Genomic DNA, 17,986 nt, shown 5'->3' with positions numbered 1-17,986 from the left:
GCCGGCAAGCCGGCTCCAATTCATGCAAACAGGCTGAGGCCAGCCTCGATTATTCCATGCCGAGTGCGGCCATGTAGGTCTGCAGGATGGATTCTTCTTCCAGGCGCTCGTTGGCGTCCTTCTTGCGAAGGCGGATGATGGTACGGATCGCCTTGGTGTCGTAGCCACGACCCTTGGCTTCGCCCATGACATCCTTGATGTCGCTGCCGATCGCGGCCTTTTCTTCTTCCAGACGTTCGATCCGTTCGATGAACTGACGCAGTTCCGCTGCGGCTACATTCTCAACGCTGCTCTCTTCCATGCACTTCTCCTAAAGGGTCCTAGAGGGTCGCTTGAAGCCGGTTGCAAATGTGATCGGCGGGTCTACCGATGCTGCACTTCGCTTCAGGGCTTGCGCGGGATTTCGAATTCGATTGGGCAGTTGAACTGCCGTGAATGAAGCGGAAGGTCAAGCCGTATTGGCCAAAGCGAGGCTATTCTTTCGGCTTGTTCTGCTCGAAAGCGGCTTTTTGCACAGCCGGGGCTTCGCCCTGATGCAGGTTCTTCCAATCCTCATAGGGCATGCCGTAGACCATCTCGCGCGACTCGTCCTTGCTGACGGGCAAGCCCGATTCCTCGGCTGCTTCGCGGTACCAGTTGGACAGGCAATTGCGGCAAAAGCCGGCGAGATTCATCAGGTCGATGTTCTGAACGTCGCTGCGTTCGCGCAGGTGCGCCACAAGACGGCGGAAGGCAGCGGCTTCCAACTCGGTCTGTTGTTCCTTGGTCAGCGTGCTCATCTCTCTTCTCCTCGATTCGCTCGCCGCATCATGCCTCGTAGGGACCTGTGCGCGACGGATATCGCTTATATTCGTGCAGTGCCGGATCGGCATTCATCTCGGCGAAGATCGGTGCCAGCCGACCGGCCCATTCCACAATGCTGGCCTCGTCGCCGATCAGATCCTGACGAACTTCCAGGAGCGCATGGGGTATGCCTGTCTTCATGCAATGGCGGAACATGGTGTCGTTTCGCAATGCGCCGTCGTAAGGCTCGTTGTCGCCAATGACGAGATCGGTATCGGCACCGAGTTTTGCAAGGAGCGGCGCGACTGCGCGATCGTCGCTGTCCCAGAGCACGCTCGCATGCCAGGGTCTCGCGACACCCTTCCAGGCCGGCGTGAAGGAATGCATCGACAGCACCAGCGGCGCCTTGCCCGTCGCTTCGGCCACCGAGGCGATCGTTTCCTCGACGGCGCGGTGGTAGGGCCGGTGGAATGCCTCGATACGGTAGTTCCATTCCTCGTCGGTGATCGGGTGATTGCCCGGAATGATCGCGCCGTCGGAGATCTTCATGATCAGGGTGGGGTCGTCCTCGCCGCGGTTCGGATCGATCAGCAGGCGGGAAAAGCCGCCAAGCACGCCCGGCACATCAAGCCTCTCGCAGAGATGACGGCACAGGCTTTCGATGCCGATATCGTAGGCGATGTGTCGAGAAAAGGCGGTTTCCGGTAGCCCCAGGCGGCCATAACGCTCGGGCAGATGCCGCATGGCATGATCTCCGAGAATGACCATGCCTTTGTCACGATTGCCGGATAGGATTTCAAAAGATCTGAAGTCGGTCATGTGGATTGTCGATTATTGTATTTTCAACTCTTTGTTTGATTGCATGCGCGGATGGAAGGTGCAAGGTTCGCAGCTTCGATCGGATGAAGAGCGGCGCGGGATGCCGTCACCATCCCGTGAAGAAAATATAATCGATTAGAGTTGCGTTGACATTCATGGGATGGCAGCGCAAGAAGACGCAACGACGAATAACCGGGAGCCAATTGGAAGCCGTGTCCAGCCAAGTCGCGCCAAGTTTCGTTAAGCGGTCAGGTCCGCTCAGCCGAATCGCCTTTCTCATCCTTGCTGCGGCAGCGCCGTTTTTCTTCATGCCGAATGCGGCTCGCGCCGATTTCCGAACGTGCAACGGCACACAGAATCTCGTCGGCGTGGCGATCGGCTATCGGGCAAAGGAAGGCTGGGTAACCGAGGGCTGGTGGCAAATTCCGGCCAATACCTGCGCCACTTTGATCGAGGGACCGCTCCAGTCCCGCTATTATTACCTCTACGCAGAAGACGCGGCTCGCGGTGGCCGATGGGTGGGCGACGTCGAAATGTGCGTGGCGGAAAACGAATTTAAAATCCCAGGCGTGAAGGACTGCTACGCTCGTGGCTACCAGAAGATGGGATTCAAGGAATACGACACGGGGCGTCAGGCGAGTTGGATGGTTCAGCTCTCCGATACCCCGGGCAGCCAGGAAAGCCAGAACTGATGAGACGCAACAGAAAAGTCAAAATCCTCGCCACGCTCGGCCCGGCCTCCTCATCGGAGGAGATGATCCAGAAGCTTCATGAAGCCGGCGCAGACCTGTTCCGCATCAACATGAGCCATGCCAGCCATGATGTGATGCGTGCGGTCATTCAGCGCATTCGCGCCGTCGAAAGCCGTTGCGGCCGTCCGATCGGTATTCTCGCTGACTTGCAGGGTCCCAAGCTGCGCGTTGGCAAGTTTGCCGAAGGCAAGGTCGATCTGAAGCCCGGCCAGACCTTTACGCTCGACAATCAGGACACGCCCGGCGACAACACCCGCGTTTTCCTTCCGCATCCGGAAATTCTGGAATCGGTCCAGCCTGGCCACCGCCTGCTGATCGACGATGGCAAGCTGGCGCTACGTGCCGAAAAATGCGACGGCAAGAGCATCGTCACAACAGTTATTTCCGGCACGAAGATTTCGGATCGCAAGGGCGTCAGCCTGCCCGATACGCTGCTCGGCGTTGGCGCTTTGACCGAGAAGGACCGTATCGACCTCGATGCCGTTCTCGCCACCAACGAAGTCGACTGGGTCGCCCTGTCCTTCATTCAGCGCCCTGAAGACCTGACGGAAGTTCGCAAGATCTCCCACGGCCGCGTCGGCTTGATGTCGAAGATCGAAAAGCCGCAGGCTGTCGAGCGCATTGAGGAAATCATCGAGCTTTCCGACGCCTTGATGGTGGCTCGCGGCGACCTCGGCGTCGAAATGCCGCTCGAATCCGTTCCCGGTATCCAGAAGCAGCTGATCCGCGCCTGCCGCCGTTCCGGTAAGCCCGTGGTCGTTGCCACGCAGATGCTGGAATCGATGATCTCTTCGCCGGTTCCGACCCGCGCTGAAGTCTCCGACGTTGCAACGGCTGTCTTCGAAGGCGCCGATGCCGTCATGCTCTCGGCTGAATCCGCATCTGGCGACTATCCGGTTGAAGCCGTGTCGACGATGGCTTCCATCGCCAGCACCATCGAGCGCGAGCCGCATTATCCGGGCATCATCTACGCCCAGCGTGCCCAGCCCGAAGCAACCGGCGCCGACGCCATCTCGCTCGCCGCGCGCCAGATTGCCGAAACGCTGAAGCTCGCCGCCATCGTCTGTTACACGTCTTCCGGGACCACAGGTCTGCGCGCCTCGCGCGAGCGCCCGCAGGTGTCGATCCTTGCGCTGTCGCCGAGCATTCAGACGGCGCGCCGTCTTTCGGTCGTATGGGGTCTGCATTGCGTCGTCACGCATGACGCGACCGATCCGGACGACATGGTCAACAATGCCTGCCGCATCGTTGCCGATGAAGGCTTCGGCAAGCCCGGCGACCGGATCATCATTTCCGCCGGCGTACCGCTCGGGACGCCCGGCGCCACCAATATGCTGCGCATCGCCTATATCGGTTCGGACGGCCAGTCCGGCGTGTGATTGCCGACATCCGATTGCGGCAGCACTTGAACCATCCGAAACCCGCTGTTGAAAGACGGCGGGTTTTTTCTTGAAGCCAAATTGCCTGCGATTCCCCCAAGCAGGCGGATTGAGAAGGAGATATGCCAATGAAAGTCGGATTTATCGGATTAGGGCAGATGGGCAGCGCCATGGCGGCCAATCTTCTGAAGGCTGGCCACGAAGTGACAGTCTATAATCGTTCGCGCGACAAGGCAGAGGCTTTGGCCGGCGAGGGCGCGAAGGTCGCGGCGACGGTCGCGGATGCCTGCGGCGGCGATGCCGTCTTCACGATGCTTGCTCATGACGACGCGCTGTCAGCCGTCGTTCATGGCGATGGCGGCGTGCTCGCAAGCCTGGGCAAGGGCGCCGTCCACATCTCCGCGAGCACGATCAGCGTCGCCATGTCCGAGCGGCTAACCAGGGACCATGCAGCAGCGGGTCAGCGCTTCGTCGCCGCGCCGGTTTTCGGCAGGTCGGAAGCGGCTGCCGCCGCGAAACTATTTGTCGCCGCTGCCGGCGCACCGGATGCCATAGAGACGGTCACGCCGCTTTTCGAGGCTATTGGCCAGCGCACTTTCGTTCTCGGCGAAGAACCCAAGTCTGCCAATCTCGTCAAACTCAGCGGCAATTTCCTTATCGCCTCTGTCATCGAGTCGCTGGGCGAAGCCATGGCGTTGGTCGAAAAGGGTGGCGTCGACAGGCATGCCTATCTCGATCTGCTGACATCGACGCTGTTCAACGCGCCCGTCTACAAGACCTATGGCGGGCTGATCGCCGACCGTAAGTTCAAGCCGGCCGGCTTCACCGCGCCGCTTGGCCAGAAGGATATCAGATTGGCACTGGCGGCCGGCGAGGCGTTGAACGTGCCGCTGCCGCTTGCAAGCCTGTTGCGCGACCGGTTCCTGAACCTGCTTGCCCATGGTGGCGAGGAACTCGATTGGTCGGCCATCGGCGCGCTTGCGGCGAAGGATGCTGGGTTGGTGGACTAACCTCCGACTGCTTGCAAAAGCGTGAGATGCATGCAAATTTCCTGGCTCGAAGAGGAGGAAACCATGCATCTCACCACGCTGCTAGCCTTCGCCGCCGTCTCCTTCATTGGTATCGCGACACCCGGGCCAACCGTGCTTCTGGCGCTGACGAACGGCTCGCGTTTCGGCGTCAGGCGGGCCTTGCCGGGTATGATCGGCGCCGTCCTTTCCGATGCTGTCCTGATCAGTGCCGTCGCCATCGGTCTTGGAGCCTTGCTTGCCGCCTCCGAATTCTGGTTCTCGGCTCTGAAATGGGTGGGTGCAGCCTATCTCGCCTTTCTCGGCATCATGATGTTGCGCTCCAAAGGGACGATCGACGGTGCCTTGCAGGCTAGCGCGAGCCAGCCGAAGGGAACGGCATTTGCCATTGGCCTGAAGAGCTTCATGGTCGCGGTCACCAACCCCAAGGGCTACCTTTTCTTCTCGGCCTTCCTGCCGCAGTTCATCGATCCCGCCACGCCGCAATTGCAGCAATATGCGATCCTTGGCGCCATCTTCGCCTCGCTCGATTTTGCGATCATGTTCGGCTACGCGGTTTTCGGGTCGCAGGCCGTGCGGGTGCTGAAATCAGAGGGAGCGAAGTGGCTTGAGCGCGCCTGTGGTGGCGCGCTGCTGGCTCTTGCTGGATCGCTGGCGCTTTATCGCCGCGCTGCTAATTGAGTTACTGAAGGCTCAAAGCGGCCTCGAAGACCTCGGTATCCACATTGCCGCCCGATGTGACGGCAATCACAGTGTCGCCGTCTATATGTTTGCCATGAAAAAGGGCCGCGGCCAACGCGACCGCGCCGCCCGGTTCCACGACGATCTTCAATCTGGTGAAGGCGAGCGCCATGGCCTTCTGGGCCTCTTCATCGGTTACGACAAGGCCGGGGCCGCAGAGGCGTTTCAGGATCGGGAAGGTGATGTTGCCCGGCTGCGGCGTGATGATGGCGTCGCAGATCGAACCCTCCATCGCGGCATTGCGCTCGATCTTGCCCGATGCCAGCGAGCGGGTGGTGTCGTCGAAATTCTTCGGCTCACACGGGCGCACCTTGAAGCCCGGTGCCCTGGATTCTAGCGCCAGCGCGATCCCCGAAGTCAGGCCGCCGCCGCCGCACGGGACGAGTACGCTTGCAGCCTCGATACCTTCCTCGGCTGCCTGTTCGGCAATCTCCAGGCCGGTCGTTCCCTGGCCGGCGATGACTTGCGGCTCGTCGAAAGGTTTGATCAATGTCAGGCCGCGCTCTTTCGAAAGGCGCGCGCCGATCTCGTCGCGATCCTCCTTTACACGGTCATAGAGCACCACTTCGGCGCCGAAGGCGCGAGTATTGGCGATCTTCAGCCGGGGAGCGTCCGTCGGCATGATGATGACGGCGGGGATGCCATGCAGCCGGGCCGCCAACGCCACGCCCTGCGCATGGTTGCCGGATGAGAAGGCAATGACGCCTCGGGAGCGCACGGAAGGTTCCAGTGCCGACACGGCCGACCAGCCGCCGCGAAACTTGAAGGACCCGGAATGCTGCAGGCATTCGGCCTTTATGAACAATTTGCGCCCGGCAATTTCGTCAAGGAAAGGCGAGGAGAGAAGCGGCGTGCGCCGCGCGCGGCCACCGAGGCGAACGCGGGCGGCTTCGATCATTGCGATATCGACCATTAGGGATCACTCTTCTGCTGCAGAAAGACCTTCCATGCATAGAGCTCCCGACCTCGCTTTAAAACAAGGGGATTGTCTCCATGACACTTCAGTCCGCACTTGGCAGCGAGAGATGGCCGACATTGTAAATCTGGATGCTCGATGCCGATATGTCGGACGGCGGATTGGTCAGGAGGCGGAAGCGCACCAGCGTCCAGCGTGTCGGCTCGAAGGCGGCGACCGAGGCGAGCACATCTCCGCGCGATATCGCAGCAGCGGCGGCGTCGCTCTCTTTGCGGCGAAGCTCGGACAGAGACTGATCCGGTTCGATTGCCACCAACTCGCGTTTGGCGAACTTAGCGTTGCGAACATCCGCCGAAGTCCCGGCATGCCAGACGATCCAGCTGTTCACCTGAGGTCTACCGAAGCTCTCGGTCACAGCCTGGAAGCCGGGACCGCAGATAAAATCACTTTGCGCCTCTTCTTCGTGCCAGACATAAAAAGGCGCGTAGAGGTTTTCCCTGCTCCTGGTGACCGGATCGCCCTTTCTGGCGGTAAGGTAGGCCTTGAATTTCAAGCCGGGGAGATTGTCGAGCAGTGGTCCCTTGTCGCGGATGCGGCGATCGATGATCGCCATGTCGTAATCCGCCGGAAGGGAGAAATTATACTGCATGGCGATCATTGGTCACTCCTCTAGCCAGGTAACGGCGCTGCCGTCCTGGGCTGCCTGGATGCTGATATAGGCGAAGGTGCTTTCCGGTGCAGCACCATGCCGATGGCGTTCGTTCGGCGCGAAGGTGATGCAATCGCCGGCCCGCAGTTCCTCAGCCGAGCCGCCGAAGCGTTCGGCCAGTCCGACGCCGGACAGGGCGTAGAGAATCTGGCCGTGCGGATGCGTGTGCCAGCGGCTCATGACACCGGGTTCCAGCGTGCAACGCATGGCCGTGAGGTCGCCATCCTCGCTGCCTTCGACCAGCGCTTCTACCCAGAAGGGCGCAGTGGCGATGCCGGCCGGCGAAGGTCGTATATTCGTGCCGGCGCGGTGGATCGCGGATGATTGGCGAGATATGGTTTGCGGCATGGCGGTCAGCTCTGTTCGATCATCTGCGCACGGCCATCCGCAAAGGACCAGTCCTCGCGCGTAGCCGTCGTGATGGTGATCATGATGTCCTCCGGGCGGACGCCAGGTGCTTCGCCAAGAAGCTCGGCTGCCCGGCGGTAGAAAGCCTTCTTGACTTCGGTGCTACGCGGCTTGCCGGTCGTGACATCGAAGAAGACGTAGTCGTCCGAGCGCGGGTTGCTGGCGAAGTAGGTCCGGTCGAAGATCAGTTCATGCGGTTCCAGCTGATGGATTGCGTGAAACCGATCGGCGGCGGGCACGTCGAATGTTTCGACCATGGCGCGGTGAAAATTGTCCGACAGAGCCTTCAGATATTCGGGCGACTTGCCGCGAAGAAGGGTGATGCGGGTGAAAGGCATGGGACGCTCCTGTTTCTGTATCACTTGACGAACATAGAATGCCATTGGATAATCATCCTGAAAATCAGATAATTATGGATCAATGATCCTGAAAATGTGGACGATTACCATGCGGAAGATTATCTTCGATCTCGATGTTTTGCGCAGCTTCGTCACCGGCATGGAGCTCGGAAGCTTTGCCAAGGCGGCAGACCGGCTCGGGCGCTCGACCTCTGCGATCAGCGCCCAGCTCAAGAAACTGGAGGAGCAGGCGGGCACGCCGATCTTCCGCAAGGCCGGGCGTGGACTGGCGCTGACCGAGGCGGGCGAGACCATGCTTGCCTATGCCCGGCGGCTGCTGGATCTGAACGACGAGGCGGCGACGGCAATCCATGGTGCCGAACTGGAGGGTTGGGTGCGGCTCGGCCTGCAGGAAGATTTCGGCGAGACGCTGCTGCCTGATGTGCTTGGCCGCTTCGCGCGTGCGCATCCGAAGGTCCGGATCGAGCGCGTGTTGTGCGCAACGCGGAGCTGGTCGAGCGCGTGACGTCAGGCAAGCTCGATCTGGCGCTCGCATGGAGCGATGGTTTTCGCACCGAACACACGGATCGCATCGCCGAGGTGCCGCTATGCTGGGTCGGTCCGGCGCAAGGCGCGGTGCAATGGCATGCCGATAGTGGCGAGGTCATGCCACTGGCCTCGCTCGAGGCGCCATGCCTTCTGCGAAATATCGCCGTCAAGACACTCGACCGGGCCGGTATCGGCTGGCGCATTTCCTTCGTCAGCCCTAGCCTCGGTGGCCTTTGGGCCGCAACGGCTGCGGGGCTTGGCCTGGCCATTCGCACGCCGCTCGGCTTGCCCAACAAAGTCCGGCAATTGACGGCGGGCGAAGCGGGGCTGCCCTCCTTGCCGAAGCTGGATCTCGTGTTGCATCGCGCTGAGATTGACGCGAGCCCGGCGACAGAGCGGTTGGCATCGATCATTCTGCAGGCGGTGCGGCAGACGATCGACGCCGTGCCGCAGAGCCGGATATTTGAGGATGCGCCTGACTACGATGTCGTCACGGCCTGAGACGAGGATTCTCGTCCGGAGGTCTCACCTGTCAGGCCGGCGATCCGATTTTCCGCCTGCGCCGCCAATGTCTGTAAGTCGCGCGGCTGGCCCGCCAGCCGTTCCATGGCGGCGATCGCAACATCCGTGGTCACGTAGTCGGGCTTGTGGCCGAGATTGCGGATGGTGACGAGTTCGGAACCGGGAATGTCCCGCGCCAGACCGCGCGAATGCAGCTCTTCCAATACGATGTCGTCGCTGTCACCGGTGATGATAATGGTCGGCGCCTTGATCTCGCGATAGCGCGGCGCATGGGCGGAGACATAGGCGAAGAGGTTGACGACATCGGCCGCATTGTTGCGGAAGGTCTGCGGCCGCAGCACCAGTTCCGGCGCTGTCTTTGCGATGTAATCCGCAGGCCGCTTGTTTGGATGGAAGATGCTGAGCGTGCCGTTCTCGACCCGGCGCAAGCCAATCGGCATGACCAGCAGTCTTGTGAACAGCCAGCCGAAGACGGGCATGGCGGCCAGCGTGTAGTACCAATCGACACCGCCGGGCCAGGGATGCGTCGCGGGCGCCAGGAAGAGTAATCCCTCGGTTTTCTCGGGGTGGCGCATGCCGAAGGCGGCGGCGATAGCACCGCCAAAGGAGTGGCCGATGATGATGGCGCTCTTGATGCCAAGCTTGTCCATCAGTTTGGCGATGGCATCCGCTTGACCTGAGGGAAGGGCGTTTTCCGCCGTTCCGCGCTCGGAATAACCATGGCCGGGTCGGTCGACGAACAGCATCTCCGCACGACCGCTCAAGGGGGCGGCAAAGGCTTCGAACTGATCGCGCAGATTGCCGCTGGCGCCGTGGATGAAAACCAGGGCAGGGAGATCCGACGTGGCCGGGCGCGGCAGGTGCACGGCGTTCAGATTATAGCCGCCGACATCGGTAAGCTCGCCAATATTGGGATAGGTTCGCTCGATGGCGCGCGTCTTATAGGCGGAAAAGCCTGCGGCAGTCAGAAGAAACAGAGCGATGGTGGCGAACAGGGAATCGATCATTGCAGCACTATTCAAATATCGTCAGCTACTAATCTAGCGCGATCCCGCAGGTTTTCATCCCTTTTTTGGTGTGTGGTTTCGCCGGTTGGCATGGACGGGCTGCGGCACAAGGCTCAGGTGCGGCTACCGGCAATCTTTTCCGAGAGCTTGCCGGCTTCGTCCTGCGCCGAACGATTCGCCGGATAGACTTCCAGAAAGCGCTCCCAGGCCTTCAGCGCCAGCTCGTCGTTGCCGTGTTCGGTCAGAATCGCCGCCATGCCGGCCAGCGCGCCGAAATGGCGCGGTTCGATGCGCAGGACTTGATTGATGTCCTCCATCGATTTGCGATAGTCGCCGATAGCGTAGTTGAGCGTTGCGCGCCGATTCCAGCCGTCGACAAAGTCGGGCTTCAGAGAGATCACCTGATCAAGGTAGTCCATGGCGGCGGCATTGCGCTTCTCTTGAATGGCCTTGTCGGCCCATTGCATCAGGAGATTGATGGTGGCGCTGCCGGAATCGCCGAGCTGCGTGTTGATCTGGTCGGCGATCAGGCTCGCCTGATCCGGGTCACGCTGACGTTTGAGCGCCGTGAAGAGATTGTCGAGCTGTTGCCTGGGCGACAGGCTTCCCGAAGAGTCTCCGGGATCTTTTCGTTCGACGACGCTCGGCTCGTCAGCCATCGCCACATGGGGCGCGGTAGCACTCAGAACAAGGAGAATCGGCAGGGCTAGATATGACAAAGCAAAAACGCGCATGGCGGGCATAGTAGCCCGCCAATGTCGAAGATCAAACCAAATTTGATGCGATCAACTAAAACTGAGCGCCTGATCCATAGATATCAGGCTACGCGTCAATCAGCCCTGACGAGCCTTGAAGCGCGGGTTCAGCTTGTTGATGATGTAAATGCGGCCCTTGCGGCGAACCAGACGGTTGTCACGGTGACGCGCCTTGAGCGACTTGAGCGAATTCTTGATCTTCATTTTTTTGATCCGCGATGTTCGAGGGGGAATGTCACATTCGCCCGTATCTTTTAACAATCAAAAGCGCGCTCGGGGCGCGCTCTTTAGGGTGGGGAGCAAATAACCTGTCATACTGGGCCTGTCAACCATCTCAGGGCTTTTTCCCACCAGTCTTAACCAAGAAGCTGGGTAACATGGCCCATCTTGCGACCGGGGCGAGCTTCGGTCTTGCCATAGAGATGCACGAATGCGCCGTCAAGGCGCAGCCATTCCGGAAGAGCCAGGATATCGTCGCCGATCAGATTCGTCATGACGCAGTCCGAATGGCGTTGAGGATTTCCGAGCGGCAGACCGGCGACGGCGCGGATGTGCTGCTCGAATTGCGAGATGACGCAGGCAGCCTCTGTCCAGTGGCCGGAATTGTGGACGCGCGGCGCCATTTCATTGGCGATGAGGCTGCCATCGGCAAGTGCGAAGAACTCGATGCCGATGACGCCGACATAGCCGAGCGCCTCCAGTATTTTCCTCGCTGCCTCGCGCGCGGCCGCAGCTGTTTCATCGGAAATAGCGGCGGGGAGGGTGGAGGTGTGGAGGATGCCGTCTCTATGCACGTTCTCGGCTGGATCGTAACAGGCGATCGTTCCATCGATCCCGCGTGCGGCGATGATGGAAATCTCGCGCTCGAAGGATACGAAGCTTTCGAGAATAAGCGGCACGCCGCCCAGAGCGGCATAGCCACCGGCCGGGCTGTCGGCAGCCGAGCGGTAGACGCGTTGGCCCTTGCCGTCATAGCCGAGGCGGCGGGTCTTCAGCACGCCCTGACCACCGAAATCGGCAAGCGCGGCTTCAAGATCGGCCTGGCTGTCGACGGCATGGAAGCGTGCGGTCGGAATGCCGCAATCATTGATGAAGCCCTTCTCGGTCAACCTGTCCTGCGCCATTTCCAATGCCTTCGGCGGCGGATAGACGGGGACCTCCAGCGCAAGCTTTTCTGCGGCGGTGACCGGAACGTTCTCGAACTCGTAGGTCACGACGTCGCAGCGCTTCACCAGTTCGGAGAGTGCTGTCGCGTCGTCATAGGCGGCAACGATCTGTTCGTTCGCCACTTGCGCTGCCGGACAGTCGATCTGCTCTTCGAGGATGATGGTGCGGAAGTTGAGGCGCGCAGCCGCCATGGCCAGCATGCGGCCGAGCTGGCCGCCGCCGATAATGCCGATCGTCTTCTCGGTCATAGGTCGTCCATTGGATATTCGGCTACGGCAGCGCTCTGGCGGGCGCGCCATTCGTCGAGACGGTCGGCGATCTCTTCATCGCTGAGCGCCAGTACGGCGGCGGCAAGCAAGGCAGCATTGACTGCGCCGGCCTTGCCGATCGCCAGCGTTCCGACGGGAATGCCGGCGGGCATCTGTACGATGGAGAGAAGACTGTCCTGTCCGGAGAGCGCGCGGGATTGTACCGGCACGCCGAAGACCGGCAGCGGTGTCATCGAAGCGGCCATGCCTGGCAGGTGGGCGGCGCCGCCAGCCCCGGCTATGATGACCTTGAAACCCTCTTCCCTGGCGCCCTTGGCGAAGCTCATCAGCCGATCGGGCGTGCGGTGTGGGCGGAGATGATGCGCGCATCATAGGTGATTTCAAGCACTTCGAGAGTGTCCGCGGCATTCTTCATGGTCTCCCAGTCGGACTGGCTTCCCATGATGATGGCGACAGGCGGTCTTTCAGTCATCATCGGCGCGTTGTGCTCCTCAAGCAATGATGTCGGGGATAATCTGGTCTTCCAGCTTGGTCAGCTTGTCCTTGATGACGAGCTTTTTCTTTTTCATGCGCTGGATGCGAAGGGCGTCGCAGCCCGTCTGGATCATGGCGTTGATCGCGGTATCGTAATCTTCGTGTTCCTGACGCAGCCGCGCCACGATCAGCCTGATTTCCGCCTGTTCCTGATCGGCCATGCTCATTTCCCCAGCATCTCGCGGAATCGCAGTCATTCCGCCTCATGAATCCCGCAAGCTCCTATCATCAATTGGCGATAACGGGAAGTTATCCTTCATCACGAAATTGCCGCCCATAGGCCACGTTTTCGCCTTCGACAACAGCTTGTTATTATGGCACAGTGGGAGGGTTGACACCTAGGGCCTTGGCAACTGGATGGTCAGGGCGCTCAAAGAGGAAGGAAGGGTCATAATGACTGTTCAAGCTCATCTTGAATCGCTCGAAAAGAAACATGTCGCTCTTGAGGAGGAGCTGCATGTTGCACTGACGTCTCCCTCTATCAATGATATCACGATAGCCGATATCAAACGCAGGAAGCTGCGGGTTAAGGACGAAATCCAACGTCTGCGTTCGCCTGTTCACTGATCGCAACGCTTCCAAAAATCAAAAGCCATCGATCCTGGCTGACGATAAGGGCCGACCGAAAGGTCTTCAGGCAATATGCCGGCCGGGATCGATGGGCATCTCCGCCAAAAACGGATGCGCCAGCTTCATAGCGTCGAGAGTGGGGGTTGGCGCAATTTTCCCGGAAAATTCCAAGCCATGCTTATGGGCTTTTCAGCTCCAGAATTGATCAAGCCATAAATTGAGCTTGTCAAAGCCGCGACTGTTGACCGCGTATATGCGTTTCGTGCCTTCGTTGGTCACGGAAACCAGATTGCTGTCGAGCAATGCCTTGAGGTGCTGTGACACGGCCGGGCGGCTGATAGGCAGGCCCTGCGCCAGTTCGTTGACCGTTTTGGGTGCGCGGCGCAACTCTTCCAGCAAATAGCGCCGGTTCGGATCCGCGATGGCTGCGAAAGGGTCCATGGTCGACATGGCGAAAAGCTACGTCAAACGCCAGGGTGCGGCAAGTTAATTGTGCGGTGCAGGATATATTGTGCGATAGGGCTGGTTGCAGACGACTTGGCGCTCCGACCTTTGCCTTCCCCGGGCCAGTTTCGGTCACTGCCCCTTGTCAGACTGGGCTAACGGATTTACTCACGATTGTCGAACCGGTGCGTCATCCCTGACGATGGAGCCCGAAACCATGGAAGATCGCATGACCGTGCCCGAAGATCGTTGCCGCCTCGTTCTCATCGTTCCCGATATCACTGATATAGAGGAGCAGGCGAAGGTCGTTGCCGATGCACTCAGAGGCGGCGACGTCGCGTCGGTCATCATCCCTCAATATGGATTGGATGATGGCACGTTTCAGAAACATGCGGAAAAGCTGGTGCCGATCGTTCAGGCGGCGGGTGCAGCTGCCTTGATTGCCGGCGACAGCCGCGTGGCCGGTCGGGCCAAAGCCGACGGCTTGCATATGACGGGCAACCTCGCCGAGTTTACGGACGCCGTTGAGAAGTTCGTGCCGAAATTGATCGTCGGTGGCGGCAGTGCGACCGAAAGACATACCGCGCTCGAGATTGGCGAGCTTCGGCCGGACTATATTTTCTTTGGCAAGCTGGACGGCGATATCAAGCCCGAAGCGCATCCGAAGAACCTAGCGCTTGGCGAATGGTGGGCATCGATGATCGAGATCCCTTGCATCATCATGGGGGGCACCGATCCGAAATCGGCGTTGGAGGTGGCTTTGACAGGAGCCGAATTCGTCGCCTTGCGCGCGGCGGTCTTTGCAGAGCCCGCGAGCGCGCCTTCCATCGTTGCCGAAGTGAATGCACTTCTCGACGAAAAAGCGCCACGGTTTGAGGATTGATAGCGATTTATGTCGTCAAAGCCTCGATTCCGCCATCAATCCTTTTTTGCCGCGCTCGCAATGGGGCTTGTCGCATTTCCGGTGCTGGCTGCAGCACAAGCGGCAACCGGTGATACGTCGCTGCCTGGCGTCACGACACCGGGGGATAAGGGCGCGGCGCAGACTGGCGACAATGGACAATCCGACGATTCAGCCGTGCCGGACGAGGGCGCGCCGCCTGCGAACCAAAGCATCGTAACGCGGCCATTGGGCGCCGATGCCAGCACCTTCAAGACCGAAAAGATTCAGCCGGGTGCCGAGCCCAAGCCCGACGGCGATATCAAGCCGTCCGAAGGCGTCGGTGTATTCGAGCGCATGGGCGCGAAACTGCCAGACCTGCCGCCGGAAAAATCCTTTACCGGCAAGGTCGACGATGCCTATGGCGCCTTTCAGCGCGGATATTACCTGACCGCGTTTCAGAGGGCCCTGCCGCGGGCGCAGCTCGGCGACCCCTCTGCGCAAACGTTGATTGCCGAGCTGATGACTCAAGGGCTGGGTGTGAAGCGTGACACCAAGGACGCCGCCTTCTGGTACAGCAAGGCAGCCGAGGGTGGCGATGCGACCTCCATGTTCAAATACGCGCTGATCCTGATGGAAGGGCGCGACGTGCCGCGCGACCAGAAGAAGGCGGACGAATGGATGAGGAAGGCAGCTGCGGCGGGACAGGCTTCTGCCGAATTCAACGTCGCACAGATGCTGACCGCGGAAAATCCCGGGCTGAAGGGACTGCAGCTGGCGCTTCCCTATTATGAGAAATCCGCCGAGCAGGGCATTGCCGATGCGCAATATGCGGTCTCGCAGCTCTACCTCAATCTTCCGGACCTGCCGCCGGAAAAGAAGTCGCGGGCTCGCGAATGGCTATCGCGCGCGGCCAATGCCGGCTTCGATACAGCGCAGCTCGACATGGGTATCTGGCTGATCAACGGTACCGGCGGCAAGCAGGACCTCGAAAACGGCTTCAACTGGATGCGGGTGGCCGCCTATCGCGGCAATGTCGTCGCGCAAAACAAGCTGGCGCATCTCTACATCAATGCGATCGGCACCAAGCAGGACCCGGTGGCCGCAGCCACATGGTATGTCATTTCGCGACGCGCCGGATTGAGGGATCCGGACCTTGAGGACTTCTATCAGGGTATCGAGGATTTCCAGCAGAAGGCCGCCATCGACGCCGCCAATAAATATCGTCGGGCACACTAGCAGCAGGTCCGAAACCGGCCTTATTGAGGGCGATGCAGCGTCAGTTTGCATGCGCCATCGCCTCGCCACTTGAAATTCCCCCGATTTTATGGTCTTGAGGCCGCCAATCTTTTATGTGCGCTGACGCTCCCGCTCCGCCGGGGCCTGATTTCGGGTCCGGTCAGCACCTTCTGCATTACCCAAGGAAATTCGATGGCCCGTTCAGCTCTTCTCAATGTCATGGTTCAGGCTGCCCTCAAGGCAGGCAAGTCGCTCAGCCGCGATTTCGGCGAGGTGCAGAACCTGCAGGTTTCTGTGAAGGGACCGGGCGATTTCGTCAGCCAGGCCGATCTCAAGGCGCAAAAGATTATCCGCGATGAGCTGCTGAAGGCCCGTCCGACCTATGGTTTCCTTGGCGAAGAAGGCGAAGAGATCAAGGGAACGGACGGCGCGCATCGCTGGATCGTCGATCCGCTCGACGGCACGACCAACTTCCTGCACGGCATTCCGATGTTTGCCGTATCGATCGCGCTGGAGCGCAATGGTGAAATCGTCGCCGGCGTTACCTTCAATCCGGCGACGGATGAGCTTTACACGGCCGAGCGTGGCGGTGGCGCGTTCCTCAACGATCGCCGCCTGCGGGTTGCTTCCCGCCGCGTGCTGTCGGATAGCGTCATCGGCTGCGGCGTTCCTCATCTCGGACGTGGCAATCACGGCAAGTTCCTCGTCGAGCTCCGCCACGTCATGGGCGAGGTTGCCGGTGTTCGCCGCGTTGGTTCCGCGTCACTTGATCTCGCCTATGTGGCGGCCGGCCGTTTCGACGGTTTCTGGGAAACGGGCCTGTCTCCCTGGGACATGGCAGCAGGCATCCTGCTCATCCGCGAAGCCGGCGGCTTTGTCTCCGACTTCAATGGCGGAACTGATATGCTGGACACCAGCTCGATCATCTGTGGCAACGAGCATATACAGAAGGCGCTTGCCGAAGTCGTCAAGCGGCCGATCCCGGCAAAGTAAAGCCGTCTTTCACTGTCTTTCACACAGTAAAACAGTCTGTTGCCAACGGGCAGTTTTGTGCTTTCCGTCTCTTCAATTCGGCGCAATGTTGCTCTAGTCTCCGCTGCGGAAAATGCGGCGGCGGAGCGTATGATGGAAAATGTGAAACTGGCGGATCTGGGATCGACAGACAATGTGTCGGGCAGTTACGCCTACAAGCTCTCAAGCCCCATGGCTTTCTTCTGGACGATGGTGCTTTTCCTGATCATCGTCGGCTTCATCGTCGCTATCCTGTTTCGGCAGGCCCAGGTCGCCTTCCTGCATAACCCCGGTCTCAACGGCCTGATCCTCGGCGTTCTTGCCGTCGGCATCCTCCTGGTTTTCAACCATGTGCTGATGTTGAGGCCCGAAGTTCGCTGGTTCAACCATTTTCGCGCCGTCGGAAATGCCGCCGACAAGGTCGGACGCAATCCCCGGCTTCTGGCGCCGATGAGCGCATTGCTTGGCAACCGCCGCGCCATGCAACTGTCGACCGCGACCTTGCGCTCTATTCTCGACTCGATTGCCACGCGCCTCGACGAATCGCGCGATACCTCGCGCTATCTCATCGGCCTTCTCGTCTTCCTCGGCCTGCTCGGCACCTTCTGGGGTCTGATCGGGACGATCGGCTCGATCAACGACGTTATCCAGGGCCTCGATGCCGGCACGGGCGACAGCGGCGATATTCTGAGCGCGCTGAAATCCGGCCTCTCCGGTCCGCTTGTGGGCATGGGCACGGCGTTTTCGTCTTCGCTGCTCGGCCTTTCCGGTTCGCTGATCCTCGGCTTCCTCGACCTGCAGGCGGGGCGGGCGCAGAACCGTTTCTACACGGAACTCGAAAACTGGCTCTCTTCCGTCACCGATGTCGGCTCCGATCTGGCGCCGGTCATGAGTGGCAATGCCGACGGGGCCTCTTCGGAGGATGTGCGGGCACTGTCGGATTATCTGCGCAAGATCGCAGACGAGGGCGGTGGACAACGTTCGGTGACGGCAATGGCGAACCTTGCCGAGGGTATTCAGGGCCTGGTCAAGAACATGCGCAACGAGCAGCAGATGCTGCGCGACTGGATCGAAGCGCAGCAGGAAGAGGCGAAATCGATGCGCCGGACGCTCGATCGCCTTGCCGATCGCATCGGCCATGCCGAGAAGACCGGGAGCAAGTAACC

Annotated in this window: 22 protein-coding genes and 2 pseudogenes; 10 read left to right on the top strand and 14 right to left on the bottom strand. The window is 60.2% G+C overall.

Translation table 11 applies throughout. The annotated features are described in order from the left end of the window. Window positions 1-49: 49 nt before the first annotated feature. The 3 genes from BSK43_RS10585 to BSK43_RS10575 form a co-directional block, all read right to left on the bottom strand. The gene (locus BSK43_RS10585; RefSeq protein WP_068400198.1) at window positions 50-301 is read right to left on the bottom strand and encodes a DUF2312 domain-containing protein; all 252 of its coding nucleotides are present in this window, start codon (window positions 299-301) and stop codon (window positions 50-52) included. A 172-nt stretch (window positions 302-473) separates the two neighbouring features. Next, window positions 474-779 (bottom strand): DUF1244 domain-containing protein, encoded by a 306-nt coding sequence (locus BSK43_RS10580; protein WP_077469472.1) that lies wholly within the window; start codon window positions 777-779, stop codon window positions 474-476. 28 nt (window positions 780-807) lie between these two features. After that, window positions 808-1,602 carry an N-formylglutamate amidohydrolase gene (locus tag BSK43_RS10575; RefSeq protein ID WP_077469473.1) on the bottom strand — a complete coding sequence of 265 codons (795 nt, stop codon included), beginning with the start codon at window positions 1,600-1,602 and terminating at the stop codon, window positions 808-810. A gap of 203 nt (window positions 1,603-1,805) precedes the next feature. Between BSK43_RS10575 and BSK43_RS10570 the strand changes: the two genes are divergently transcribed. The 4 genes from BSK43_RS10570 (at window position 1,806) to BSK43_RS10555 (ending at window position 5,442) form a co-directional block, all read left to right on the top strand. Beyond that, entirely contained in the window at window positions 1,806-2,294 is a 489-nt protein-coding gene (locus tag BSK43_RS10570; protein ID WP_068400525.1) for a DUF1036 domain-containing protein, read from the top strand. Beyond that, window positions 2,294-3,733 carry a pyruvate kinase gene (gene pyk, locus BSK43_RS10565; RefSeq protein ID WP_077469474.1) on the top strand — a complete coding sequence of 480 codons (1,440 nt, stop codon included), beginning with the start codon at window positions 2,294-2,296 and terminating at the stop codon, window positions 3,731-3,733. Before BSK43_RS10570 ends, pyk begins: the two co-directional genes overlap by 1 nt. A 128-nt stretch (window positions 3,734-3,861) precedes the next feature. Beyond that, complete coding sequence (locus BSK43_RS10560; protein ID WP_077469475.1) at window positions 3,862-4,743, top strand: NAD(P)-dependent oxidoreductase; 882 nt, start codon at window positions 3,862-3,864, stop codon at window positions 4,741-4,743. A 63-nt stretch (window positions 4,744-4,806) separates the two neighbouring features. Continuing rightward, window positions 4,807-5,442, top strand: a complete 636-nt coding sequence (locus tag BSK43_RS10555) for a LysE family translocator (RefSeq protein ID WP_077469686.1) — start codon at window positions 4,807-4,809, stop codon at window positions 5,440-5,442. A gap of 1 nt (window position 5,443) precedes the next feature. Here BSK43_RS10555 and BSK43_RS10550 read toward each other — a convergent pair whose 3' ends face one another. The 4 genes from BSK43_RS10550 to BSK43_RS10535 all read right to left on the bottom strand — a co-directional run bounded on the left by BSK43_RS10550 (window position 5,444) and on the right by BSK43_RS10535 (window position 7,873). Then, window positions 5,444-6,415 carry a threonine/serine dehydratase gene (locus BSK43_RS10550; RefSeq protein ID WP_077469476.1) on the bottom strand — a complete coding sequence of 324 codons (972 nt, stop codon included), beginning with the start codon at window positions 6,413-6,415 and terminating at the stop codon, window positions 5,444-5,446. 88 nt (window positions 6,416-6,503) lie between these two features. Then, window positions 6,504-7,076, bottom strand: a complete 573-nt coding sequence (locus tag BSK43_RS10545; protein ID WP_077469477.1) for a DUF4865 family protein — start codon at window positions 7,074-7,076, stop codon at window positions 6,504-6,506. 3 nt (window positions 7,077-7,079) lie between these two features. Beyond that, window positions 7,080-7,475, bottom strand: coding sequence for a cupin domain-containing protein (locus BSK43_RS10540; RefSeq protein ID WP_077469478.1), 396 nt, complete (start codon window positions 7,473-7,475; stop codon window positions 7,080-7,082). Window positions 7,476-7,480: 5 nt separating this feature from the next. Continuing rightward, on the bottom strand, window positions 7,481-7,873 hold the full coding sequence (locus BSK43_RS10535) for a tautomerase family protein (RefSeq protein ID WP_077469479.1): 393 nt from the start codon (window positions 7,871-7,873) through the stop codon (window positions 7,481-7,483). Between the two features lie 109 nt (window positions 7,874-7,982). Between BSK43_RS10535 and BSK43_RS10530 the strand changes: the two are divergent. Further along, window positions 7,983-8,923 (top strand): annotated as a pseudogene (locus tag BSK43_RS10530) (LysR substrate-binding domain-containing protein). On the opposite strand, the gene BSK43_RS10525 reads toward BSK43_RS10530, so the two are convergent. From BSK43_RS10525 to BSK43_RS10500, 6 genes and pseudogenes are all read right to left on the bottom strand, one after another. Beyond that, window positions 8,902-9,951 carry an alpha/beta hydrolase gene (locus BSK43_RS10525; RefSeq protein WP_077469480.1) on the bottom strand — a complete coding sequence of 350 codons (1,050 nt, stop codon included), beginning with the start codon at window positions 9,949-9,951 and terminating at the stop codon, window positions 8,902-8,904. The pseudogene BSK43_RS10530 and the gene BSK43_RS10525 sit on opposite strands and share 22 nt — an antisense overlap. Before the next feature lie 113 nt (window positions 9,952-10,064). Further along, complete coding sequence (locus tag BSK43_RS10520) at window positions 10,065-10,694, bottom strand: hypothetical protein (RefSeq protein WP_077469481.1); 630 nt, start codon at window positions 10,692-10,694, stop codon at window positions 10,065-10,067. A gap of 90 nt (window positions 10,695-10,784) precedes the next feature. Continuing rightward, entirely contained in the window at window positions 10,785-10,910 is a 126-nt protein-coding gene (ykgO, locus tag BSK43_RS10515) for a type B 50S ribosomal protein L36 (RefSeq protein ID WP_003566454.1), read from the bottom strand. Between the two features lie 152 nt (window positions 10,911-11,062). Continuing rightward, window positions 11,063-12,121, bottom strand: coding sequence for a 5-(carboxyamino)imidazole ribonucleotide synthase (locus BSK43_RS10510; RefSeq protein ID WP_077469482.1), 1,059 nt, complete (start codon window positions 12,119-12,121; stop codon window positions 11,063-11,065). Beyond that, window positions 12,118-12,614, bottom strand: a pseudogene (gene purE, locus BSK43_RS10505) (5-(carboxyamino)imidazole ribonucleotide mutase). The gene BSK43_RS10510 and the pseudogene purE overlap by 4 nt, the downstream one beginning before the upstream one ends. 19 nt (window positions 12,615-12,633) lie before the next feature. After that, window positions 12,634-12,837 carry a DUF465 domain-containing protein gene (locus BSK43_RS10500; RefSeq protein ID WP_068400531.1) on the bottom strand — a complete coding sequence of 68 codons (204 nt, stop codon included), beginning with the start codon at window positions 12,835-12,837 and terminating at the stop codon, window positions 12,634-12,636. 232 nt (window positions 12,838-13,069) lie between these two features. Between BSK43_RS10500 and BSK43_RS10495 the strand changes: the two genes are divergently transcribed. After that, window positions 13,070-13,243, top strand: coding sequence for a DUF465 domain-containing protein (locus BSK43_RS10495; RefSeq protein WP_077469689.1), 174 nt, complete (start codon window positions 13,070-13,072; stop codon window positions 13,241-13,243). Window positions 13,244-13,435: 192 nt separating this feature from the next. Here the strand turns inward: BSK43_RS10495 and BSK43_RS10490 are convergent, their stop codons facing one another. After that, the gene (locus BSK43_RS10490) at window positions 13,436-13,696 is read right to left on the bottom strand and encodes a metalloregulator ArsR/SmtB family transcription factor (RefSeq protein ID WP_034476040.1); all 261 of its coding nucleotides are present in this window, start codon (window positions 13,694-13,696) and stop codon (window positions 13,436-13,438) included. 223 nt (window positions 13,697-13,919) lie between these two features. Here BSK43_RS10490 and BSK43_RS10485 point away from each other — a divergent pair, with 223 nt between their 5' ends. From BSK43_RS10485 to BSK43_RS10470, 4 genes are all read left to right on the top strand, one after another. Next, window positions 13,920-14,573: a thiamine phosphate synthase gene (locus BSK43_RS10485; RefSeq protein WP_077469690.1), complete on the top strand. Its 654-nt coding sequence runs from the start codon at window positions 13,920-13,922 to the stop codon at window positions 14,571-14,573. Window positions 14,574-14,582: 9 nt separating this feature from the next. Beyond that, complete coding sequence (locus BSK43_RS10480) at window positions 14,583-15,809, top strand: tetratricopeptide repeat protein (RefSeq protein ID WP_077469483.1); 1,227 nt, start codon at window positions 14,583-14,585, stop codon at window positions 15,807-15,809. A 192-nt stretch (window positions 15,810-16,001) separates the two neighbouring features. Continuing rightward, window positions 16,002-16,802 carry an inositol monophosphatase family protein gene (locus BSK43_RS10475; protein ID WP_068400242.1) on the top strand — a complete coding sequence of 267 codons (801 nt, stop codon included), beginning with the start codon at window positions 16,002-16,004 and terminating at the stop codon, window positions 16,800-16,802. A 132-nt stretch (window positions 16,803-16,934) separates the two neighbouring features. Then, on the top strand, window positions 16,935-17,984 hold the full coding sequence (locus tag BSK43_RS10470) for a flagellar motor protein MotA (RefSeq protein ID WP_077469691.1): 1,050 nt from the start codon (window positions 16,935-16,937) through the stop codon (window positions 17,982-17,984). The last annotated feature ends 2 nt before the right edge of the window (window positions 17,985-17,986 follow it).

Origin of the sequence: Rhizobium sp. P44RR-XXIV, from assembly GCF_001999485.2 — a bacterium.
Classification (GTDB): Bacteria; Pseudomonadota; Alphaproteobacteria; order Rhizobiales; family Rhizobiaceae; genus Rhizobium.
Note: the sequence above shows the minus strand (reverse complement) of the source record. Positions and strands in the feature narration are given on the sequence as shown.